The organism is Streptomyces sp. ISL-99 (genome assembly GCF_018614005.1).
Classification (GTDB): Bacteria; Actinomycetota; Actinomycetes; order Streptomycetales; family Streptomycetaceae; genus Streptomyces; species Streptomyces flavidovirens.
Window position 1 is genome coordinate 126661 of record NZ_JAGGPC010000017.1, and the last position, 22851, is coordinate 149511.

At 70.7% G+C, this 22851-nt stretch carries 19 protein-coding genes and 1 pseudogene; 4 read left to right on the top strand and 16 right to left on the bottom strand.

Annotated features, from left to right (window positions below; all coding sequences use genetic code 11):
• Positions 1-207: 207 nt before the first annotated feature.
• From J7E91_RS11000 to rsmI, 8 genes are all read right to left on the bottom strand, one after another.
• The gene (locus J7E91_RS11000) at positions 208-2007 is read right to left on the bottom strand and encodes an ABC-F family ATP-binding cassette domain-containing protein (RefSeq protein WP_214901372.1); all 1800 of its coding nucleotides are present in this window, start codon (positions 2005-2007) and stop codon (positions 208-210) included.
• A 136-nt stretch (positions 2008-2143) separates the two neighbouring features.
• Entirely contained in the window at positions 2144-3478 is a 1335-nt protein-coding gene (locus tag J7E91_RS11005) for an acyltransferase (protein ID WP_214901375.1), read from the bottom strand.
• 78 nt (positions 3479-3556) lie between these two features.
• A complete protein-coding gene (locus tag J7E91_RS11010) occupies positions 3557-4456 on the bottom strand; it encodes a 4-(cytidine 5'-diphospho)-2-C-methyl-D-erythritol kinase (protein ID WP_214901377.1) in 900 nt (299 codons plus the stop codon).
• Positions 4453-5340, bottom strand: coding sequence for a 16S rRNA (adenine(1518)-N(6)/adenine(1519)-N(6))-dimethyltransferase RsmA (gene rsmA, locus J7E91_RS11015; RefSeq protein WP_308376344.1), 888 nt, complete (start codon positions 5338-5340; stop codon positions 4453-4455). Before rsmA ends, J7E91_RS11010 begins: the two co-directional genes overlap by 4 nt.
• Before the next feature lie 233 nt (positions 5341-5573).
• Positions 5574-6905 carry a ubiquitin-like domain-containing protein gene (locus J7E91_RS11020; RefSeq protein WP_374224667.1) on the bottom strand — a complete coding sequence of 444 codons (1332 nt, stop codon included), beginning with the start codon at positions 6903-6905 and terminating at the stop codon, positions 5574-5576.
• A gap of 179 nt (positions 6906-7084) precedes the next feature.
• Positions 7085-7954 carry a TatD family hydrolase gene (locus J7E91_RS11025; RefSeq protein WP_214901381.1) on the bottom strand — a complete coding sequence of 290 codons (870 nt, stop codon included), beginning with the start codon at positions 7952-7954 and terminating at the stop codon, positions 7085-7087.
• A gap of 82 nt (positions 7955-8036) precedes the next feature.
• Complete coding sequence (locus J7E91_RS11030; RefSeq protein ID WP_214901383.1) at positions 8037-8444, bottom strand: hypothetical protein; 408 nt, start codon at positions 8442-8444, stop codon at positions 8037-8039.
• Between the two features lie 150 nt (positions 8445-8594).
• Complete coding sequence (rsmI, locus tag J7E91_RS11035) at positions 8595-9488, bottom strand: 16S rRNA (cytidine(1402)-2'-O)-methyltransferase (protein WP_308376346.1); 894 nt, start codon at positions 9486-9488, stop codon at positions 8595-8597.
• Between the two features lie 61 nt (positions 9489-9549).
• On the opposite strand from rsmI, the gene J7E91_RS11040 reads away from it, so the two are divergent.
• Positions 9550-11271 carry a dolichyl-phosphate-mannose--protein mannosyltransferase gene (locus J7E91_RS11040; RefSeq protein ID WP_214901392.1) on the top strand — a complete coding sequence of 574 codons (1722 nt, stop codon included), beginning with the start codon at positions 9550-9552 and terminating at the stop codon, positions 11269-11271.
• 330 nt (positions 11272-11601) lie between these two features.
• On the opposite strand, the gene J7E91_RS11045 is transcribed toward J7E91_RS11040, so the two are convergent.
• The gene (locus J7E91_RS11045) at positions 11602-12141 is read right to left on the bottom strand and encodes a hypothetical protein (RefSeq protein WP_214901394.1); all 540 of its coding nucleotides are present in this window, start codon (positions 12139-12141) and stop codon (positions 11602-11604) included.
• Positions 12142-12210: 69 nt separating this feature from the next.
• Entirely contained in the window at positions 12211-12771 is a 561-nt protein-coding gene (locus J7E91_RS11050) for a hypothetical protein (RefSeq protein WP_214901396.1), read from the bottom strand.
• A gap of 532 nt (positions 12772-13303) precedes the next feature.
• Here J7E91_RS11050 and J7E91_RS11055 point away from each other — a divergent pair.
• A complete protein-coding gene (locus tag J7E91_RS11055; RefSeq protein ID WP_214901398.1) occupies positions 13304-14932 on the top strand; it encodes a penicillin-binding transpeptidase domain-containing protein in 1629 nt (542 codons plus the stop codon).
• Positions 14933-15007: 75 nt separating this feature from the next.
• On the opposite strand, the gene J7E91_RS11060 is transcribed toward J7E91_RS11055, so the two are convergent.
• The 4 genes from J7E91_RS11060 to J7E91_RS11075 all read right to left on the bottom strand — a co-directional run bounded on the left by J7E91_RS11060 (position 15008) and on the right by J7E91_RS11075 (position 18871).
• Positions 15008-16165, bottom strand: coding sequence for a serine hydrolase domain-containing protein (locus J7E91_RS11060; protein WP_214901452.1), 1158 nt, complete (start codon positions 16163-16165; stop codon positions 15008-15010).
• A gap of 111 nt (positions 16166-16276) precedes the next feature.
• On the bottom strand, positions 16277-17026 hold the full coding sequence (locus J7E91_RS11065) for an energy-coupling factor ABC transporter ATP-binding protein (RefSeq protein ID WP_374224665.1): 750 nt from the start codon (positions 17024-17026) through the stop codon (positions 16277-16279).
• A gap of 5 nt (positions 17027-17031) precedes the next feature.
• Entirely contained in the window at positions 17032-17793 is a 762-nt protein-coding gene (gene cbiQ / locus J7E91_RS11070) for a cobalt ECF transporter T component CbiQ (RefSeq protein WP_214901402.1), read from the bottom strand.
• Position 17794: 1 nt separating this feature from the next.
• Complete coding sequence (locus J7E91_RS11075) at positions 17795-18871, bottom strand: energy-coupling factor ABC transporter permease (RefSeq protein WP_214901405.1); 1077 nt, start codon at positions 18869-18871, stop codon at positions 17795-17797.
• 156 nt (positions 18872-19027) lie between these two features.
• Here J7E91_RS11075 and J7E91_RS11080 point away from each other — a divergent pair, with 156 nt between their 5' ends.
• Positions 19028-19411 (top strand): SsgA family sporulation/cell division regulator, encoded by a 384-nt coding sequence (locus J7E91_RS11080; RefSeq protein ID WP_214901407.1) that lies wholly within the window; start codon positions 19028-19030, stop codon positions 19409-19411.
• 134 nt (positions 19412-19545) lie between these two features.
• Here J7E91_RS11080 and J7E91_RS11085 read toward each other — a convergent pair whose 3' ends face one another.
• Entirely contained in the window at positions 19546-21765 is a 2220-nt protein-coding gene (locus tag J7E91_RS11085) for an MMPL family transporter (protein WP_214901409.1), read from the bottom strand.
• Positions 21766-21917: 152 nt separating this feature from the next.
• Positions 21918-22493, bottom strand: coding sequence for a TetR/AcrR family transcriptional regulator (locus J7E91_RS11090; protein ID WP_214901411.1), 576 nt, complete (start codon positions 22491-22493; stop codon positions 21918-21920).
• Positions 22494-22629: 136 nt separating this feature from the next.
• Here J7E91_RS11090 and J7E91_RS11095 point away from each other — a divergent pair.
• Positions 22630-22851, top strand: a pseudogene (locus J7E91_RS11095) (hypothetical protein); the annotation flags it as partial.

Consider the following 22851-nt stretch of genomic DNA (forward strand, 5'->3'; position numbering starts at 1 on the left):
GACCGCCGCCCGTTCGGTCTCCCCCGCAATTCCGGCGGCGTAACTGCCCCAGAAAGGAGCGAATCGGGCTTGAGCCCCGCAGATCTACGTCAGTCGAGCGGGGCTTCTTTCTATCACTTGAGCCCCCTCGAACGAGGGCCCGGTCCGCCCCTGTTCCCAAGGGAGGACCGGCCCGTGACGCGCTCGTTATTCGGCTTCGCGCAATCGCTACGCGTCCTCGGCGAGTTCCATCCAGCGCATCTCCAGCTCGTCGCGCCCGGCGACGAGTTCGCGCAACTCGGCGTCGAGCAGGGCAACCTTCTCGAAGTCCGTCGCGTTTTCCGCGATTTGGGCGTGCAGCTTGGTCTCCTTGTCGGAGAGCTTGCCGAGCTGTCGCTCGATCTTCTGCATTTCCTTCTGCGCGGCACGGGCGTCGCCGGAGGCCTTCTTCTTCACGGGGGCGGCAGCGGCGGGCGCCGGGGTGGCGGCCTCGATCATCTGCTGCCTGCGCTCCAGGTACTCGTCGATACCGCGCGGCAGGTTGCGCAGCGTGCGGTCACCCAGCAGCGCGTACACCTTGTCCGTGGTCCGCTCGATGAAGAACCGGTCGTGCGAGATGACGATCATCGATCCCGGCCACCCGTCGAGCAGGTCCTCCAGCTGCGTCAGCGTCTCGATGTCGAGATCGTTGGTCGGCTCGTCCAGGAACAGCACGTTCGGCTCGTCCATCAGCAGCCGCAGGATCTGCAGCCGCCGCCGCTCGCCACCGGACAGGTCACCGACCGGCGTCCACTGCTTCTCCTTGGTGAACCCGAACTGCTCGCAGAGCTGGCCCGCCGTCATCTCGCGGCCCTTGCCGAGGTCCACCCGGTCCCGTACGCGCTGAACGGCTTCGAGCACCCGAAGCTTCGGGTCCAGCTCGCCGACCTCCTGCGAGAGGTACGCGAGCTTCACGGTCCTGCCCACGACGACCTTGCCGGCCACCGGCTGGGCGTCGCCCTGCGTACCCGCCGCGTCGGCCAGGGCGCGCAGCAGCGACGTCTTGCCCGCGCCGTTCACGCCGACGAGACCGACGCGGTCGCCGGGCCCGAGCTGCCACGTCAGGTGCTGGAGCAGCACCTTCGGCCCGGCCTGGACGGTGACATCTTCAAGATCGAAGACGGTCTTGCCGAGCCGCGAGTTGGCGAACTTCATCAGCTCGGAGGTGTCGCGGGGCGGCGGTACGTCGGCGATCAGCTCGTTGGCCGCCTCGACGCGGAAGCGCGGCTTCGACGTACGGGCGGGGGCGCCGCGGCGCAGCCACGCCAGCTCCTTGCGGACCAGGTTCTGGCGCTTGGTCTCCTCGGTGGCGGCGATGCGCTCGCGCTCGGCACGTGCGAACACATAATCCGAGTAACCGCCCTCGTACTCGTGCACGGCGCCGCGCTGCACGTCCCACATGCGGGTGCAGACCTGGTCGAGGAACCACCGGTCGTGGGTCACGCACACCAGCGCGGACCTGCGGTTCTGAAGGTGCTGGGCGAGCCAGGCGATGCCCTCGACGTCGAGGTGGTTGGTCGGCTCGTCGAGGACCAGCAGGTCCTGCTCCTCGATGAGGAGCTTGGCGAGCGCGATACGACGGCGCTCACCGCCGGACAGCGGCCCGATGACCGTTTCCAGGCCGTGCTCGAAGCCGGGCAGGCTGAGGCCGCCGAAGAGGCCGTTCAGTACGTCGCGGATCTTGGCGGTGCCCGCCCACTCGTGGTCCGCGAGGTCGCCGATGATCTCCTGGCGGACGGTCGCGGCGGGGTCGAGCGAGTCGTGCTGCGTGAGTACGCCCAGACGCAGGCCGCCGTTGTGCGTGATGCGGCCGCTGTCGGCGTCCTCCAGCTTGGCGAGCATGCGGATGAGGGTCGTCTTGCCGTCGCCGTTACGGCCGACGACGCCGATCCGGTCGCCCTCCGATACGCCGAGGGACACGCCGTCGAGCAGGGCACGGGTGCCGTACACCTTGCTGACTGCCTCGACATTGACCAGGTTGACGGCCATGGGTGCGCGCTCCAGGGACGGGAAAGGGACAGACGCTCAAGCGTAGTCGCCCGCCGAACCCCTCCGACGACCACCCGGTCCCGACCACCGGCGGAGGGAAGGCGCCCCCACTTCGCGGCTCCGCCGCGTGAGGGGGTCAGCGGGCGAGCGGGGCGGGCCGGGGCCGGCCCGCCGTCTCCACCAGGAGCCAGCCCGCGAGGGCCATGAGGACCGCGACCGGGGCGCTTATCCGTACGGCGATGAGCAGGGCCGTACGGCCTTCGAGGAGGCCGGCGAAGCCGACCATCGACAGTCCCAGCACCCCGAGCAGGCACAGCGTGACGCCGACCGCGGCAGCGGGGCCCGCCAGGCGCCCGGGAGAGGCCGCCGGCAGACCACCACCCCCCGCAGGCCGCTCGAAGGCCCGGAACGCCGCCACGCACAGCGCGGTCAGCGCCGCCGCCGCGGCGAACCGCAGCGGCACCTGCGCCCACCAGGCCCCGCTCGCCGGTGCGGGCAGCGGCAGGTCGAGGGCGAGCATCGCGCCGTACACGCCGAGCATCGCGGTCAGGTGCCACAGGAACGCCGTCATCGCGACACCGTTCGCGGCGACGACGGTCCGCCAGACGCGTGGCCGTGCGACGAGGCGTGCGCCGGGAGCGCGCAGCAGCTCGACCGCGCCGACCAGCCACAGGCCGTGGGCGAGGAGCGCGAGCGTGGGCGGAGCCATGTTGCTGACCTTCTCGCCGGGCATTCCCACCATGCTCAGCGGGTACGGCCCGAAGGCGACCAGCGCGGCGGCAGCGGCCAGCCCGGCGGCCGCGAGAACAACGGGCCTGCGGATGCGCCCGTCGGCGCGCAGGAAGCCGAGCTGGTGGACGGCGAGCCAGACGAAGGCGAAGTTGAGGAACTCGACGTACGGCACGCCGAACGCGAAGCGCAGCACGTCGACGCCCGCGGCGGCGAGGGCGAGCGCGGCGAAGGCGCCCCAGCCATAACGCTCGTGCAGCTTCAGCAGGGGCGGGGTGAAGGCCACCATCGCCAGGTAGATCCCGATGAACCAGAGCGGCTGAGCGACGAGGCGAAGGGCGACACCGGTCAGCCCCTGCTGATCGCCGAGGAGCTGCAGTACGAGGGCGGCGGCGCCCCAGACCAGCACGAACACCATGGTGGGCCGCAGCAGCCGCTGGAGGCGGGCCCGTACGAACACGGAGTACGCAGCCTCGTGCCTGCGACTCAGCGACCGATAGGAGAGCGCGTGCGAGAACCCGCCGACGAAAAAGAACACAGGCATGACCTGCAACGCCCACGTGAGGATCTGAAGCCCCGGCACGACGGCGAGAAGATTCCCCACACTGCCGTCGGCGGATACAGCGGCCATCAGCCAGTGCCCGGCGACGACGGTGCCGAGTGAGGCGACGCGCAGCAGGTCTGTGTACCGGTCGCGCCCGGCGGGCGTCCGGTCGGCGAGCTCGCGAACACTGTTTCCCATGCGGGTACGCTCCCGCCCGCGCACGGCGTCCGGGCAGGGCGCCCGTACTCATTTCCTTCTGAGTACAGCGCCCCGTCCTCAGGCTCCGACGACCGTCGCACCCGTCGCCGGGGACTGGGCGACCCGCGCCGTACGGCAGGTGCCCGAAGCGATGAGGGCCGCCGCCACCGACTCGGCCGCCTCCGCGTCCTTCGTCAGGAACGCCGTGGTCGGGCCCGACCCGGAGACGAGGCCCGCCAGCGCGCCCGCTTCCGTGCCCGCCGCCAGAGTGGCGGCGAGGGAGGGCCGCAGGGACAGGGCCGCGGGCTGGAGGTCGTTCACCAGGGCGCCCGCCAGAAGCGCCGCATCACCCGCACGCAGGGCTTCCAGCAGAACCGGGGACGCCTCCGGTGCCGGGACCTCACTCCCCGCCGTCAAACGGTCGAACTCGCCGTACACCGCCGGTGTCGACAGCCCGCCGCCCGCCACCGCGAACACCCAGTGGAACGTCCCACCCACCTCAAGAGTGGTCAGCTTCTCGCCGCGCCCCGTACCCAGCGCCGCCCCGCCCACCAGACTGAACGGCACATCACTGCCCAACTGAGCACAAATCCCCAGCAGTTCAGACTGCGGGCACTCCGTACCCCACAGCCTGTCGCACGCCAGCAGCGCACCCGCGCCGTCCGCGCTGCCGCCCGCCATGCCACCCGCGACAGGGATGTCCTTCTCGATGTGAATGTGCACATCCGGCGACAGACCATGCCGTTCGGCCAACGCGATCGCCGCCCGCGCCGCCAGGTTCGTACGGTCCAGGGGTACCTGCCCCGCGTCGGGCCCCGAGCAGGTGACACGCAGGGAATCCGCCGGCGTGACCGTGACCTCGTCGTACAGGCCGACCGCCAGAAACACGTTCGCCAGGTCGTGGAAGCCGTCGGGCCGCGCCCCGCCCACAGCGAGCTGGACGTTGACCTTGGCGGGAACCCGGACCGTGACCGTCATGCCGCCACCCCCTTGTTCTCCGCGATACGGGCGAACTCCTCCACCGTGAGCGACTCGCCCCGCGCCTGGGGCGAAATCCCGGCCGCGACCAGCGCGGCCTCCGCCGCCGGGGCCGATCCCGCCCACCCCGCCAGCGCGGCCCGCAGCGTCTTGCGGCGCTGTGCGAACGCCGCGTCGACCACCGCGAAGACCTCCTCCTTCGAAGCCGAGGTCTTGATGGGCTCGGCCCGTCGCACGAGCGACACCAGCCCGGAGTCGACATTCGGCGCGGGCCAGAAGACGTTGCGCCCGATCGCCCCGGCCCGCTTGACGTCGGCGTACCAGCAGGCCTTCACCGACGGCACGCCGTACACCTTGTTGCCGGGCCGGGCCGCGAGCCGGTCGGCGACCTCGGCCTGGACCATGACGAGCGTCCGCTCGATGCTGGGAAAACGCTCCAGCATGGTGAGCAGCACCGGCACCGCGACGTTGTACGGAAGATTCGCGACCAGCGCGGTGGGCGGCGGCCCGGGAAGCTCGGTGACGTGCATCGCGTCCGAGTGCACCAAGGTGAAGCGATCGGCCCGCTCCGGCATCCGCGCAGCGATCGTCGCAGGCAGCGCGGTGGCGAGCACATCATCGATCTCGACTGCCACCACACGCTCGGCGGCCTCAAGCAGCGCGAGAGTCAGCGACCCCAGCCCGGGTCCGACCTCGACCACCACGTCATCGGCCCGCACACCGGCCGTCCGCACGATCCGCCGCACGGTATTGGCATCGATGACGAAGTTCTGACCGCGCTGCTTGGTCGGGCGTACGCCGAGCGCCGCCGCCAGCTCCCGGATGTCGGCGGGACCCAGCAGGTCGTGCAGGGGAGGCGTCTCAGAAGGCTCAGTGCTGCTCACCGCTCAAGCGTAAAGGTCCCCGGCACCCGCCTCGCCCCCGCCCGACGCCGCTCAAGGACCGCGAGGTGCCGGGAGGGGACGTGCCGGGGCGCTCCCCGCAGGGTGTCGAACACGGTTTGGGCGTCGCGAATCAACCGCCCGCCCGTTCGGCACCCGAGGAGACGCCCCGGCGCGGCACCGACCGCGAAGCCACCGCTCCACCCCCGAACCCACTCCCCGAAACCTCCCCCGCCTCACCCCCGCAGCCTGTCGCCGCAGTGCGGCCAAGGACTGGCCCCCCGCTGCACGTACAGCTTCTTCGCCCGGTACGTCTGCTCCTCGGCGCTCGCCTCCTGCGGCCGTCCGCTGCCGCCCAGCGACTGCCAGGTGCGCGTGTCGAACTGGTAGAGCCCGCCGTAGTTGCCCGTGGGATCCACCGCGCCCGGCCGCCCCCCGGACTCGCACTGGGCGAGCCCGTTCCAGTTGAGCCCGTCGGCCCCGGCCACGAACGCCGGCTTCTCCTTCGTGCCGACCATCACCCGCCGCGCGACCGGCTCCCGCGCGATCTCCTCCGCGACCTTCCTCGGCTGCTGCCGCACCCCGTTGACCGTACGCACGAAGTACGTCACCCTCCTCGACCCGACCTCACCCGGCTGGACCACGACTTCGGTGCCCTTGAAGAGCGAAGCGTCCGCGGTCCTGATCACCTCGAACGGGATCGGCTCCTCGCGCACTTCCTTCGCCCCCCTGATCCGCATCACGGTGACCCGCTGCCCGTCGCGCGGAAAGCTGTCGGCCGGCACAGAGGTGGTGTCCTGGCCGCGCAGGCTGATGCCGGCCTCCGCCAGCGCGGCCCCCACCGTCGCGGCGTTCGTACGGATGGTGCGCTCGCGCCCGTCCGCCATGAACGTCACGGTCCGCTCGGTGCGTACGTCCAGCGCCAGCCCCGCCCGCCCGATCGCCAGGGAGCGCGAGGCGGAGAGGTACGCGCCCTCCGCGCGCACCCCGAGCTGGCGCAGCGCGCCCTCGACCGTACGGGCGGTGGTCCACACCCGGTGCCGCCGCCCGTCCAGGGTCAGTGTCACGGGGCGGCCGTACCGGACGACGACCTCGTCGCCGCTGGCCAGCTCCGTGCCGGGGGCCGGCGCGACGAGGTCGTGCGCCCCCACCTCCACTCCTTGGTCCTCCAGCAGCTCGGTGACGTCGTCGGCGAAGGTGTGCATGGTGCGGGGTACGCCGTCGACGCTGAGCTTGACCGCCTTGTCGCTGGCGACGAACGCCGAGGTGCCGCCGGCCAGGAACGCGACGACCATCGCCTGGGGCACGAGCCGGCGCAGCGCCTCGGGCCGCTCGGCCTCCTTGCGGTGCCGGGCGGCCCGCCGGGCCTCCGCCCTGCCACCGTGCCCGCCGCCGCGCGCGTCACCGCGTCCGTCGCCCCGCCCATCGCCGCGCGCGCCACCCCGCGCGTCGCTCCCCACCGTGTCCGCCGCCGCGACCGCACCGGGGTTCTGGCGCGGCAGCCGCGGCTGCTGGAGCTCGTACGACGGCACGTAGGTGTCGGCGTACGTCACCTCCACGTACTCCACCGTGTGGCGGCCACTGCCGCGACGCGCCGCCCGGTGACTGCCCTGCGAATTGCCCACGACGCTCCAGAAGTCCGGTCCGTCCACCCGATGACGCTGCGGGCCGGGACACTAGCGGAGCGACCGTCACTCTCCAAAGCAACACGACTACACAGAGTCGTAGCGGGTTACGTCGGCCGCCGTCAGTAGTCGAACGCGCGTGCCGTGTTCGCGGCCAGTGCCGTCGCCAGAACGTCCTCCTCGATCCCCCTGACCGCCGCCATCGCCCGCACGGTGAGCGGGATGAGGTACGGCGCGTTGGGCCGTCCGCGGTACGGCGCCGGTGTCAGGAAGGGCGCGTCCGTCTCCACGAGCACCAGCTCCAGCGGCGCGACGGCGAGCGCGTCCCGCAGCGGCTGGGCGTTCTTGAAGGTCACGTTTCCGGCGAAGGACATGTAGTAGCCCTTGCGCCCGCAGATCTCGGCCATCGCGGCGTCACCGGAGTAGCAGTGGAAGACGGTGCGCTCGGGCGCGCCCTCCTCGTCGAGGACCCGCAGTACGTCCTCGTGCGCCTCGCGGTCGTGGATGACGAGCGCCTTGCCGTGCCGCTTGGCGATCTCGATGTGGGCCCGGAAGGACCGCTCCTGGGCGGCCATGCCCTCGGGGCCCGTACGGAAGTAGTCGAGACCGGTCTCGCCCACCCCCCGTACGTACGGCAGGGAAGCCAGCCGGTCGATCTCGGTGAGCGCGTCGTCCAGGGCGCCGTCCCCGCCCCCTGCCCGTGCGCCCTGGCGCGACCAGCCGTCGGGGTCTCCCAGGACGATGCGGGGGGCTTCGTTGGGGTGCAGGGCCACGGCGGCGTGCACGTTCTCGTGGGCCGCCGCTGTCTCGGCCGCCCACCGCGAGCCCTTCACGTCGCAGCCCACCTGGACGACGGTCGTGACACCGACCGCGGCGGCCTTCGTCAGGGCCTCCTCGACGGTGCCGTCCTGCATGTCCAGGTGGGTGTGCGAATCGGCTACCTCTCCCCGGAGAGGCTCGGGCAGCGGCGGAAGTGCGTCCTTGGGGCTCATGGTCACGATCGTACGAAAGCCGCCGTACGAAAGCCGTACGAAGGTCGCACCCCCCGTCCGCGCGAGCCGGCGCGGCGGCGTCTCACTTCCGGCGCTGGAAGGGATGCAGCAGATCAGACAGGTGCCACTCGTGCTTCACCCGCACCGGGCCGGGGGCGTCCTCAAGGGCCGGCCCCGCGATGCCCACCACCGGTCCGCCCATGGGGGCGTCCACCACGGCCGCCCGCAGCATCTCCCTGATCGACGAGACCTGGCCCGCCTTCATGATCCGTACGACATGTCCGCCGCAGTTGATACAGGTGGGGCGGGACAGCGGCGAGGGAACGCGCTCGCCATCAGCCGTGTAGGTCACGAACGCGTGGCCGTTGCCGTCGACGTGGTGATGTATCTCGAAGGACTGCTCCCACCCGTGCCCACACCTCATGCAGGCGAAGGCGTAGGCCTCGTGAACGGTGGTTCCTGCGCCGGCGGTGTCTGCGATCTCGCTCATGCCAGCTCCTTTCCACTGGTCCAGTGGACGCCTGTTCAGGCAGGAGCGCATCGGTCCTGTCAATATATGGACCGGTCTTAGCCTTTCCATGGAAAAAAGGCCCGGTGCGCGGTCTGTCCTTTAGCCGTCTTTAGGTCCGGCTTTAGCTATTCACGATAGTCCTTTGCCGTCCGCGGAGCCCGTCCGTGCCGCATTCTTTGCCGCGACAACGGCATCGAACACCTCGCGCTTGGGCAGCCCCGCCTCGGCGGCGACCGCCGCGATGGCCTCCTTGCGCCGCTCCCCCGCCTCCTCGCGCACCTGCACCCTGCGCACGAGCTCCGCCGGATCGAGCTCCCGGGCGACGTCGGAGGCGCCTTCCACCACGACGGTGATCTCTCCCCGTACCCCCTCGGCCGCCCACTCGGCGAGCGCCTTCAGCGGGCCGCGCTTCACTTCCTCGTACGTCTTGGTCAGCTCGCGGCACACGGCGGCCCGGCGCTCGTCGCCGAAGACCTCGGCCATCGCGGCGAGGGTGTCGTCGAGCCGGTGCGGGGCCTCGAAGAACACCATCGTGCGCCGCTCACCGGCGACCTCGCGCAGCTTGCCGAGGCGCTCGCCGCCCTTGCGCGGCAGGAAGCCCTCGAAGCAGAAACGGTCGACGGGCAGCCCGGACAGGGCGAGGGCGGTGAGCACGGCCGACGGACCGGGCACCGCCGTGACCTTGATGTCCTTCTCGACGGCGGCGGCGACCAGCCGGTAGCCGGGGTCGGAGACGGACGGCATGCCGGCGTCGGTGACGAGCAGCACCCGCTTCCCGTCCTCCAGCGCCTCGACGAGTTCGGGCGTACGGGCGCTCTCGTTGCCCTCGAAGTACGACACGACACGCCCCGTCGTCTGCACCCCGAGCGCCTGCGTCAGGCGGCGCAGTCGCCGGGTGTCCTCGGCCGCCACGACGTCGGCCGTCGCGAGCTCGGCGGCGAGGCGGGGCGGCGCGTCGGCGACGTCGCCGATGGGGGTCCCGGCGAGTACAAGCGTTCCAGTCGTTCCAGTCGTTCCAGTCACATGAGCCATCCTCGCAGGGCGCGCACACGACGCGCACAGATGTGTTCCCTACGATGGCGCGGTGACCAGTACCGCGTCAGAAGCCCAGCAGAGCCGGGCCCCGGGGGAACAGCCACCGTCGTGGCAGCAACGGCTGCGCCGATTCGGCTACGCGCCCCGGCCCGTCATCGGTCTGCGGGAACGGCTCGTGCCGCCGTACAGCAAGCCCGGCACCCAGATCTGGCACGTGCTCGGCGTGCCGCCCGTACTCGCCGGACACCTGCTGCGGTGGGCCGCGTGGGGCGGTCCGCTGCTGGTGGCGCTCGTCGCCGGGCTGCTGCGGTTCTGGAACCTGGGCAGCCCCAAGGCGGTGATATTCGACGAGACGTACTACGCCAAGGACGCCTGGGCGCTCATTCACCAGGGGTACGAGGGGCAGTGGCCGAAGGACATCGACAAATCGATCCTCGCCGACCCGTCGTCGGTCACGGTCCCGGCCGACCCCGGCTATGTGGTGCATCCGCCGGTCGGCAAGTGGGTCATCGGTGCCGGCGAACAGCTTTTCGGGTTCACGCCCTTCGGCTGGCGCTTCATGGTGTGCGTACTCGGCACGCTGTCGGTCCTGATGCTGTGCCGGATCGGACGCCGCCTCTTCCGCTCGACGTTCCTGGGATGCCTGGCGGGCGCGCTGCTCGCGGTGGACGGCCTGCACTTCGTGATGAGCCGCACGGCGCTGCTCGACCAGGTGCTGATGTTCTTCGTGCTCGGCGCGTTCGGCTGTCTGCTGATCGACAGGGACTGGGCGCGGCGCAGGCTGGCGGCGGCGCTCCCGTCGGACGACGAGGGCGTACTGCGCCCGGACTCCGAAGTCGCGGAGCGGCTGCGGCTCGGGTGGCGGCCGTGGCGGATCGCGGCGGGCGTGTGCCTCGGTCTGGCGTTCGGGACCAAGTGGAACGGCCTGTACATCCTGGCGGCGTTCGGCCTGATGACGGTGGTGTGGGACGTGGGCGCGCGCCGGACGGCGGGCGCGGTGCGGCCGTACGCCGCGGTGCTGAAGCGGGACGTCGCGCCGGCGTTCGTGGCGACGGTCGTGGTCACCCTCGTGACGTACGTCGTCTCCTGGACGGGCTGGATCGTCACGAAGGAGGGCTACTACCGGAACTGGGCCCAGGGTGACGGCAAGGGCGGCAACTGGACGTGGCTGCCCGACTGGCTGCGCAGCCTGTGGCACTACGAGACCGAGGTCTACAACTTCCACATCAACCTGACGTCCGGTCACACCTACCAGTCGAACCCGTGGAGCTGGATCGTCCTGGGCCGCCCGGTGTCGTACTTCTACGAGTCGCCGAAGCCCGGCCAGGAGGGCTGCCCGGCGAGCGAGACGAGCGACTGCGCCCAGGAGGTGCTGGCGCTCGGCACCCCGCTGCTGTGGTGGGCGGCGTGCTTCGCGGTCGTGTACGTGCTGTGGCGCTGGGCGTTCCGGCGCGACTGGCGGGCGGGGGCGATCGCGTGCGGGATCGCGGCGGGCTGGGTGCCCTGGTTCTTCTACCAGGAGCGGACGATCTTCCTCTTCTACGCCGTCGTGTTCCTGCCGTTCCTGTGCCTGGCGGTGGCGATGATGATCGGCGCGATGCTGGGCCCACCGGGCGCGCACGAGCGGCGGCGGGTGGCGGGGGCGGTGGGCGCGGGAGTGCTCGTACTGCTCATCGCCTGGAACTTCATCTACTTCTGGCCCATCTACACCGGCCAGACCCTCCCCATAAGCGAATGGCGCGACCGCATCTGGCTCGACACCTGGGTCTAGCTGCGGAACCGGGGCGGGGGGAGCCTCGGCTCGACGCATGGATGGTGGTCCTCATGGGGCGTCGTTGGCCGTCGCCGGCCCCGACGACGGCCCACAGGCGGCCCGAGGCCCGGCCACCAGCGCGGCCGTCAAGGTCGGGGTCGGCACTGAGCAAAGTGGTGCCGCGCACGAACTGGCCGGGGCCCGGTTCCGGCGCGCCGGAGAGGGCATCGGCTTGCTGGCCAAGATCGCGGCAGTCGACGCCTCATCACGACACCCGCCCGTAACCCGTCCAGCGGGGCGGTCTCGCGGTCGCGGCCCCGTTTTCTTCTGTCTGTGCGCCGCGTCGTGTCAGGTGACCAGCAAGCGGTTGAAGAACGAGCGGTAGTGGCGCAGGGCCTGGCGCAGGTCCTCGGTGTTCGCCTGTTCGCCGCGGTTCCACTGTCCTTCCAGTTCCTGTTTGTGGTCGGCGAACGTGGTGGCCAGCCTTTGCATCACGTCGGCGACGAGTGCGTCGGCAGTGTTCACTGCGTCGCGTGGGTCGTCCACGAACTTGTTCTGTACCTCCTCCCAGCGTGTGCGGAAGCCTTCCTCATCTTCCGGGGTAAGGAGCTGAGGCGCCTCGTCCTCGGCGTGGCCGCCCTGGTCCGTGGCTTGGTACTGCGTGCTGGAGTCGGCTCCAACCGCCTCGTCCTGAGCGCCGACGTCGGCTCCCGCGGGCTCGTCCTCGGCGGGCTTGCTCGGCGTGGTCGTGCTCTCGCCAGGGAAAGTCGGTACGTCGGTCTGTGCGCTCGCCGCGTCCTCCTGTGTGGACTTGTCGCGAGGCTGGGCGAGGTCGTCGGTGGACAGGCCGCTCGCGGCGGCGGTGTCCGGTATGTCCTTGTGTTGCATTTCTCCTCCGCTCCCGGGAGGCCCGGGCCGGCCTCCCGGACTGGGGCGGCGGGCTGTTCGCTGAGCCGTTCAGGCCGGTGCGGCGTGACGGGGTTCGCCGCCGTCGGCGAGCAGCTCGTCGAACAGGGCCCGGTAGTGCACCATGGCACCCCGCAATTGTTCGGTCGTCGCCTCGTGCCGAGTGCTGAGCACGTCGACATCATGGGCGGCCCGGTAGTGCTCGAGTGTGCGGCTGTGCTGGACCGAGAGGTCCTTGAGCTGTTGCTCGAAGTCCTGGGTCGGGTAGCCGCGCTCGTGCATCAAGGAGGTCACCAGGCGGTCGGCGTGGTGAACGGCGTCCTCTGGCCGGTCCACGAATTCTTCCTGCACGCCGGTCCAGTCTCTGGTGTATTGATCCCTGACACTGCTGTCCAGCGGCTTGATGTCCAGTGAGTCATGCCGCTTCTCGCGGGCCCTGAGCTCACGCTCGCCGGCCATGCGGCTGTCGGCAGCCTCCATCGTTCGTTCATACTCCGGGCCGAAGCGCTCGCGCAGCTTCCGGCGGCGCATGATCAGCGAGGCCGCCACGGCTGCCACGGCAATCACCACCACGATGGGAATGATGATCGCCAGAAGTGTCCCTGTTGACATCGGGCAGACCCCCTAATGTGCACTCTTTCTCCATTTTAGGATGAATTTCCGCTTCTTCGCCTTTGAAACGCGGCGCGGGGACGAATCGCTACGGTCAGGCATACCGGCCGTGCAGGAGGCGCAACGCTGGTTGAGTGGTGCCGGGGGGCGGGCCGCACGTCGATCACCGAAGCCACGGCTCGCTGCGCAATCGTGTCGCCCACCACGAGCCGCTGATCGACGGCGCCCCCCTCCCGGGCCAGACGGACCGCCGGGGCCGGACCCGCCGGCTCACCCTGCCCGACGCGCACGCCGAGGTCCTGCGCCTGGTCGAATACATCGACATCGGTAAACACCTGCGCTACGACCCAGACCCTCCCGGTAGACGAGTGGTGCGACCGCATCTGGCTCGACACCCGGGTGTGACGACCCGGCGTCCGTCGCGGCCCTGTAACAGTCACCCCGGGTGTCACTACCGTCCCGTACAGTGCGGTAGAGCACCTCTTGAACACGTTCAGTTCAGCAGGGACTCCTGGGGAGGGGACTGCACAGCATGCGCAGCGTAGCGAAAGTCGTCGTGGTCGGCGGAGTGTTCCTGGCCGTGGCCGGAGGGGTGAGCTACGGGGCGTACTCCGTGGTGAGCGGCAAGAGCGGCGGTCCGGACGCCGAGACGGTCTCGGCGCCGAAGAGGTCGGGTCCGCCGAGCGCGGACGAGGTCGGACAGACCGCGAAGGACTTCCTCGCCGCCTGGGCGAAGGGCGACGCCCGGCTGGCCGCTGATCTGACCGACAACGCCGCCGAGGCGCAGCCCGCGCTGTTCGCCTACCGCGACAAGGCGCACATCAGCGAGGTGAAGCTGACGCCGGGCACGGCGGTGGGTGCGAAGGTGCCGTTCACCGCCGACGCGACGGTGACGTACAAGGGCCGGAGCAAGTCCTTCTCGTACGAGTCGGAGCTGACCGTCGTGCGCGGCCTGACCTCGGGCAAGGCGCTGGTCGACTGGAGGCCCTCGGTCGTCCATCCCGGCCTGGGGGAGGGCGAGGTACTGAGAGCGGGCGAGGCCTCGGCCCCGCCCATCAAGGCCGTGGACCGCAAGGGCGCCGAGCTGACGAAGGAGAAGTACCCGTCGCTCGGGCCCGTCCTGGACGCGTTGCGCGAGAAGTACGGCGAGGAGGCGGGCGGGAAACCCGGCGTCGAGCTGGCGATCGAGAGCAGCGGCGATGCCGCCCCGCGCACCCTGCTCACCCTCACCAGGGGCAAGCCGGGCAAGCTGCCGACGACGCTGGACGCGGGCGTGCAGGCGGCGGCCGAGACGGCGGTCAAGCAGCACAGCGAGGCGTCGGTCGCGGCGGTCAAGCCGAGTACGGGCGAGATCCTGGCCATCGCCAACAACCGCTCCGACAGCTTCAACGCGGCGGTCCAGGGCCAGCAGGCACCGGGCTCCACGATGAAGATCGTGACGGCGGCGATGCTGATGGAGAAGGGCCTGACGGGCGCGGACCAGAAGGTGGAGTGCCCGAAGACCGCGATGTACCAGGGCAACACCTTCAAGAACCTGGACGACTTCTCCATCCCGGACGGCACCTTCGCCACCAGCTTCGCCCGGTCCTGCAACACCGCCTTCATCAAGCTGATCGACGACGCCAAGGACGACGCGGCGCTTCCCAAGACCGCGCGTGAGGTCTTCGGTCTCGGCCTCGACAACTGGCAGACCGGGATCGCCACCGCCGACGGTTCCGTGCCCGAGGCGACCGGCGGCGAGGCGGCGGCCCAGTACATCGGGCAGGGCACGATCCAGATGAACGCCCTCAACATGGCGTCGGTCACCGCCACCGCCAAGGCCGGTACCTTCCGGCAGCCGATCATCGTGCCGCGGTCGCTGGACGGCCGGGAGCTGGCCGTCGCGTCCCGCTCCATGTCTCCCTCCGTGCACAGCCAGCTGGTCGGCATGATGCGCCAGACGGCGACGGCCTCCTGGGGCACGGGCACGAAGGCGATGGCCTCGGTCGGCGGCGACAAGGGCGCGAAGACCGGTTCGGCGGAGGTCGACGGGCAGGGCAAGTCCAACAGCTGGTTCGCCGGGTTCAGCGACGACGTGGCGGCAGCGGCGTCCGTCGAGTCGGGCGGCCACGGCGGCGACGCGGCGGGCCCGTTGGTCGCGTCGGTGCTGCGCGCCGGCTGACGGACGGCGGTACCACCGGTTCACCTGGCCCGCAGGCGGCCGTACCCCTCGCAACGTGTCGTCCGCGTCAGCCGGTCACAGAGCGGAACGCACCGCCCGCACCAGCGCCTGTGCGCGCGGGTCGGCGGTAACTCCCTTCTGGAGCCCGTTGGTTACGTATCCGAAGGCGATCCCCGACTCCGGATCGGCGAACCCGAGCGAGCCGCCGCGCCCCGGATGCCCGAACGAGCCGGGGGCGAGCAGCGGCGCGCCGGAGCCGTGCAGCATGAAGCCGAGCCCGAAGCGGGTGTTGACGATCAGGACCCGGTCCGGACCAGCCGACTCCTCGGTCCGCGCCAGCGTGAGCGTCGCCGGGGCGAACAGCCGGTGCCCGTCCACCTCGCCGATCATCGCGGCGTAACACCGCGCCAGCGCCCGCGCGGTGGAGATCCCGCCCGACGCGGGGAGTTCGACTGCCCGGTACGCCGGGGCGTTCTCGTCCGCGAGCGGATCGATCGCCCCGAACGCGCGCCGTGTGAGCGACTGCGGGTCCGCGTACGCCTCGCTCACGCTCCGCTTGGGCCGCAGCCGCAGCGCCCCGCCGTCCAGCGGCGGCGCCTCGACGGGCCCGACCCGGCCCACGCGGTGCGCCTCGTCCGCCGGCAGCCCGACCCAGAAGTCGAGCCCCAGCGGCCGGGCTATCTCCTCGGCGATCCAGCGTCCGACGGTTCGCCCCGTCACGCGCTTCACGAGCTCACCGATCAGCCAGCTGTACGTCTGCGCGTGATAACCGTGGTCGGTGCCGGGCTCCCAGGCGGGCGCCTGGGCGGCGACGGCGCGCGGGCCGCTGACGCCGTCGATCGCCTCGGCGGGCGTCAACGGGCGGTCGAGCACCGGCACTCCCGCCCGGTGGGACAGCAGATGCCGTACGAGCACCCGCTCCTTGCCGTTCGCCTTGAACTCCGGCCAGTACGTGGCCACGGGGGCGTCCAGGTCGATCTGACCGCGCTGATGGAGCAGCAGGGGCACCGCCGCCGCGATCCCCTTGGTGGCGGACCGTACGACTTGCGCGGTGTCGACCGCCCACGGCTCCGCGCCGTCCACGTCGCGGGTCCCGGCCCACAGGTCGACGACCTTGCGGCCGTGCCGGTAGACGGCGACGGCGGCGCCGCGCTCGCCGCGTTGCCCGAAGTTACGTACGAACGCGTCCTTGACCGGTTCGAATCCGGCAGCCACCGTGCCCTGTGCATCCACTACTGCGCTCGCGCTCATGCCCCCCATGGTGACAATGGCCCCGGCGAACGGGGAGCGGGGGGTGCGGGGTGCCGCTGCGCGGAGCCTGTTCCCCACCCCGCCGCCCGCCCCCTACACCTCCACCCGCACCGACCCCGGGTCAAAGCCGAACGGCAGCTCCAGCCGGTGCTCCCGCATCACCGCCTCGTCCGACAACAGCTCCTGCGTCCGCTCGTCCGCCACCATCACTCCGCCGCTCAGGATCACCGAACGCGGGCACAGCTCAAGGGCGTACGGAAGATCGTGCGTGACCATCAGCACCGTCACGTCCAACGACCGCAAAATGTCCGCCAGTTCGCGCCGGGACGCCGGATCCAGGTTGGACGACGGCTCGTCCAGCACCAGGATCTCCGGCTCCATCGCCAGTACGGTCGCGACAGCCACCCTGCGCCGCTGCCCGAACGACAGGTGGTGCGGCGGCCGGTCGGCGTACTCCGCCATGCCCACCCGCTCCAGCGCCGCCGTCACACACGCCTCCAGCTCCGCGCCACGCATCCCGGCGGCGGCGGGGCCGAAGGCCACGTCCTCGCGGACCGTCGGCATGAACAGCTGGTCGTCGGGGTCCTGGAAGACGATGCCGACCCGGCGCCGGATCTCGGCGAGGTGCCGCTTGCCGACCGGCAGCCCGGCCACGGTCACGGAACCCGCGCCGGCCGTGAGGATGCCGTTGAGGTGCAGTACGAGCGTGGTCTTGCCCGCGCCGTTCGGCCCGAGCAGCGCGACCCGCTCGCCGCGCGCGACGTTCAGGTCGACGCCGAAGAGCGCCTGGTGGCCGTCGGGGTAGGCGTACGCAAGGCCGCTCACCTCAAGAGACATGGTCATGGGGGTCATAGGTTCCATCCCAGCAGACAGACCGCCAGCGCGGACACCGGGAGCGCCGCCGCGTACGACCACTGCGCCCGCGTCGCGGTCACTTCGTCGATCACCGGCATGGTGCCGGTGTACCCCCTGCTGACCATGGCCAGATGCACCCGCTCGCCTCTCTCGTACGAGCGGATGAAGAGCGCACCCGCCGTCTTGCCGAGCACTCCCCAGTGCCGCACGCCCCGCGCCTCGAATCCGCGCGAGCGCCGCGCGATCGACATCCGGCGCATCTCGTCCGTGATCACATCGCCGTAGCGGATCATGAACGACGCGATCTGCACGAGCAGCGGCGGCAGCTTCAGCCGCTGGAGCCCCAGCAGCAGCGACCGCAGCTCCGTCGTGGACGCGAGCAGCACAGACGCGGCGACGCCGAGCGTGCCCTTGGCCAGGACGTTCCACGCGCCCCACAGGCCCGAGACGCTCAGCGACATGCCGAGCACCTCCACCCGCTCTCCCTGGGCCACGAACGGCATCAGGACGGCGAACGCCACGAACGGCACCTCGATGAGCAGCCGCTTGAGCAGGTACCCGGCCGGCACGCGCGCGGCGTACGCGACCCCGCCGAGCAGTACGGCGTACAACCCGAACGCCCACATCGCCTCGCGCGGCGTGGAGACGACGACCAGCACGAAGCAGAAGACGGCGGCGAGCTTGCAGTGCGGCGGCAGGGCGTGCACCACGCTGTGCCCGTGGCGGTAGAGCTTGTGTGCGTGCCCCGCGCCCATGTCAGGCCGTTTCCTTTTCCCCGGTACGGGCCGACGTGGCCACGACCGCCGGCTGCTGCTGCCCGCGCCGGCGCCGCACCGTCAAGAAGACGCCGCTGCCGACGACGACGGTCGCGCCGACGCCGACGACGCCCGCGAGGCCGCCGGAGATCCGGCCGTCACTGATGCCGCTGATGCTGTAGTCGGCGAGCGGGGAGTCCGCGGCGGCGTGCTCCTCGACCTTCTTGTCGATGCCCTGGTCGGCGGCGACCTTCTCCAGCCCGTCGGGACTGGCGGAAGCGTAGAACGAGACGAACCCCGCCAGGACGACCGCGGCGGCCAGCCCCGCCCCCCACACCTTGCGGGTGGAGCGAGCGGCGACGGGATCCGGTTCCCGCGACGCCGGAGCCGCGTCCACCAGCTCGCCGCCCACCAGCAGCTTGAGCGGCGCGGAGAGCCCGCGCGCGCCGTGCACCAGGTCGGGGCGTACGGCGATGACGGCGCCCACGGTCAGCGCGGTGATCGCGGCCTCGCCGATGCCGATGAGGACGTGTACGCCGACCATGGCGGTCAGCACCTTCCCGATCGGCACGTCCGTCGTGCCCCCGACGGCGTAGATCAGCGTGAAGGCGGCGGCCGCTGCGGGCACGGACATCAGGGCGGCGACGAACGCGGAGGCCGTGACCGACGAGCGGCGGCGCGGAAGCACCTTCACGAGTCCACGGAAGAGCCCATAGGCGACGACGACCGTCACCACGCCCATGACGGTGATGTTGACGCCGAGCGCGGTGAGCCCGCCGTCCGCGAAGAGGATGCCCTGCATCAGCAGCACGACAGAGATGCACAGCACACCCGTGAACGGCCCGACGAGTATCGCGGCGAGCGCGCCCCCGAGCAGATGCCCGCTGGTGCCGGCCGCGACGGGGAAGTTGAGCATCTGTACGGCGAAGATGAACGCGGCGACGAGCCCGGCGAGCGGGGCCGTCCGCTCGTCCAGTTCACGGCGTGCGCCGCGCAGGCTGACGGCGACGGCGCCCACCGCTGCGACACCCGCCACAGCCGAGACAGGTGTGTTGATGAATCCGTCGGGGACATGCATGGGGAGGCTCCGCTTCCTGCGGTGTAATTAACCGTTCGATGATTGCCCTCTTGCAAAGAGGTCGCAAGAGCGCACAGGTCACAAATAGAGCGGAGCGCGCGCCCCAAGATATGGGACATTAGAGGGCAAAAGCCCCCGAACCTGAGGAGCAGCCCGATGCATCCAGTAATTGAGGACCACGCACGGGCCTGCCTCGTCACGGACGGCCCCCAGCGCCACGCCGTCCCCGTCGCCCTCCGCTACGACCCGGAGGAGGACCCGCGCGCCGTGCGCCTGATCTTCCCGCCGGACGTCTCGCCCGACGGCGCGGAGAACGAATGGGTCTTCACCCGGGCCCTGCTGGAGGCGGGCATGACCCGTCCGGCCGAAACCGAGAGCGGTGATGTACGGGTGTGGCCGTGCGGCAGGGTGCAGGCCGTGATGGAGCTGCGTTCGGAGCAGGGCATGGCCGTGATCCAGTTCGACCGGGCGCCGCTGCTCCGCTTCCTGCGCCGCACGCACGCGGCCGAGGAGCCCGTCACCCCTGAGGTCACCCACTGAAACGGTGAGGTCCCCCCGGCCTTGTGGCCGGGGGGACCTCACCGCCGCACCGGATCCCGTCCCCACGAGCCGGTGCGCGACCGGGACCACCCTCCGCTCAAGGAGCGGCCCCGGAGCTTTTTCGTGCCTAGTGCCTACGCGCGCACCAGCTCCCGCTCGCCCTCAGCGGCATCACCGGCACCGTCACCCAGCGCCTTGCGCAGCTGCTCGCCCTCGACGTCCACATTCGGCAGCGCCTTGTCCAGCCAGCGCGGCAGCCACCACGCCTTCTTGCCGAGCAGCGCCAGCACGGCGGGCACGATGGCCATCCGTACGACGAAGGCATCGAAGAACACGGCGATCGCCAGCCCGAAGCCGATCATCTTGACCATCGACTCGCTGGACCCGATGAACCCGGCGAAGACGGCCATCATGATCACGGCCGCCGCGGTGACGACGCGCGCGCCGTGCTGGAAGCCGGTGACGATGGCCTGCCCCGGCCGCTCCCCGTGGACGTAAGCCTCACGCATGCGCGTGACAAGGAAGACCTCGTAGTCCATGGCGAGACCGAAGACGACGCCCACCATGAAGATCGGCATCATCGACATCACGGGCCCGGTCTGCTCAACGCCCATCACGTCCGCCAGCCAGCCCCACTGGAAGACCGCGACCACCGCGCCGAGCGCCGCCACCACGGACAGCAGGAACCCGAGCGCCGCCTTGAGCGGGACGAGCACCGAGCGGAAGACCAGCATCAGCAGCAGAAACGCCAGGCCGACGACGAGCGCGAGGTAGGGCAGCAGCGCGTCGTTCATCTTCTGCGAGAAGTCGATGTTCATGGCCGTGGCCCCGGTGACCAGCACCTCGGCGCCGGTCTCTTCCTTGACACCCGCACCGGCCCCACGGATGGAGCGTACGAGCTCCTCGGTCCCCTCCGAGCTGGGGCGGTCCTTGGGCACGACCGTGATGACCGACGTGTCGCCGGCCTTGTTCAGCGGCCCCGGCACAGTGGCGGTGACGCCGTCCATGCCCTTCACGATGTCGGTGACCCGCCCGACCGCGTCCTGCGGCCGCTCGGCTCCCTCCACGTCGACCACGAGCATCAAGGGCCCGTTGAAGCCGGGCCCGAACCCGTCGGACAGAAGGTCGTACGCCTTGCGCTGAGTGGTACTGACCGGCTGCGACCCGTCGTCGGGCAGCCCCATCTCCAGCGAGGCGGCGGGTACGGCGACCACACCCAGCCCCACGACGGCGGTGACCAGCACGGCAACCGGCCGACGCAGTACGAACCGAGCCCACCGCGTACCCATATTGGCTTTCCCCTCAGCGGCAGCACCCCTCTGCCGCTTCCGGTCCTTACGCCCGAAGACCTTCTTGCCGGCGAACCCGAGCAGCGCCGGAACCAGCGTGAGCGCGATGAGAACGGCGATCACGACCGTGCCGGCCGCGGCGAAGCCCATCTTCGTCAGCATGGGAATGTTGACGACGGCGAGCCCCACCAGCGCGATCACCACGGTCAGTCCGGCGAACACCACGGCGGACCCAGCAGTCCCGACAGCCCGCCCGGCGGCGTCCTCGGGCTCACGCCCCTCGGCCAGCTCGGCGCGGTAACGCGAAACAATGAACAGCGCGTAGTCGATGCCGACCGCGAGCCCGATCATCATCGCGAGCGTCGAGGTGGTGGGTCCAAGATCGAGAACATTGGCGAGCGCGGTGATGGTGGAGACACCGATACCCACACCGATGATCGCGGTGAGCAGCGGCAGCCCGGCGGCGACCAGCGACCCGAAGGTGATAACCAGCACGATCGCGGCGACCACGACGCCGACGATCTCACCCGCCCCGGTCTCGGGCACGGCCTGCAGAGCGTCACCGCCGATCTCGACGGTCAGCCCGGCGTCCCGAGCCTCGTCACCGGCTTCGACGAGGGCCTCCCGAGCCGCCTCACTCAGCTCCATACCACTGACCTTGTACGACACCTGGGTGTAAGCCGTCGTACCGTCACGGCTCACCGCCTTGGCCGCGTACGGATCGACGACCGAGGCGATCTGATCGGCACCGGCCCCGGACTTCAGACGATCAACAACGTTCTCCACCTCCTCCCGGTGGCCGGCGTCGGTCATCCGCTCCCCTTCGGGAGCCTTGAACACCACGCGGGCGGTGGCACCGTCCGCGGCGGCACCGGGAAAGCGCTCGTCCAGCAGATCGAATGCCTTCTGAGCCTCGGTCCCCGGTATCGAGAACGAACTGGAGGCAGCAGTGGACGCCGAAGCGGCGCCGACACCGGCCAGCACCAGCAGCACTATCCAGGCGAGGGCGACGAAGGGGCGGCGGCGGAAGGCGAGCCGGCCCATCTTGTAAAGGAATGTGGCCACGAGGGCGTACTCCCGGTCAGGTCGTTGGTACGTACAGGGCATGGGTTGACCAGCCCGACGACGAGAGCGGTACGCGTCAGGTGGAGCTTTGCTGCGGGGACGGACGCCGGGTGGGCACTCCACGGCGCCGCGATTGCACTACACCGGGGCCATCAGGCGGCGCCCAACGCGGGCAGCACCACGGCATCGATGTAGTCGGAGAGGAAGGCCCGGTCGGGCGACCGGCCCTCGATGAGTTCCTGGGCGACGAAGGCGCCGACCAGCATGTGCGGGACGTACCGCAGGGCGGCCGTCTCGGCGGGGATCTCCCCCCGGTCGACAGCACGCCGCAGCATGCCGTCCAGCCCGGTGAGCTCGGGCGCGATGAGCAACTCCCGCAGCGCCTGGTGGAGATCGGGGTTCTCGTGCACGGCCTGGGCGAGACCCCGCATCAGCGCGGAGTCCCTCTCCAGCTGGCAGTCGTCGGTCCGCTCCACCAGGGCACGGAAGTCACCCCTCAGCGTGCCGGTGTCGATGTCACCGACGCTGACGGGCTTGTTGTGGCGCAGCGCCCTCACGACGAGTTCGGGCTTGCTTCCCCACTGGCGGTAGAGGGTGGCCTTGCTGGACCGGGTGCGGGACGCGATGGCGTCCATGGTGAGGCCGTCGTAACCGCCCTCACGCAGCAGATCCAGCACGGCCTCGTACAACTCACCTTCACGCTCAGCCGTGAGCCGCGTACGCGCCATGGCAACCCACCTCCAACTGAACGAAACCGTTTCGTACTCCACAACCGTACGCCGCCACCCCATCGAAACGAAACCGTTTCGATGGTGTTCTGTGCCACAAGTTGCCGCGCCCCCTCCCCGGGGAAAGCATTGTGGGGTGAGCGACGCACCCGGGCCCGCCGGCCCGCAAGAAACCACCCCGGCCCAGCAGCCAACGGTGCCAGGAGGGAACACCCCGGCCGGCTCCCCCAGCGCCCCCGCCCAGCAGTCAACGGTGCCGGGAGGGGACGTGCCGGGGCGCTCCCCGCAGGGCGTTGAACGCAACCACCGCGAACGAACCAACGCAGTACCCGAACGTTCGACGCCCGAGGAGACGCCC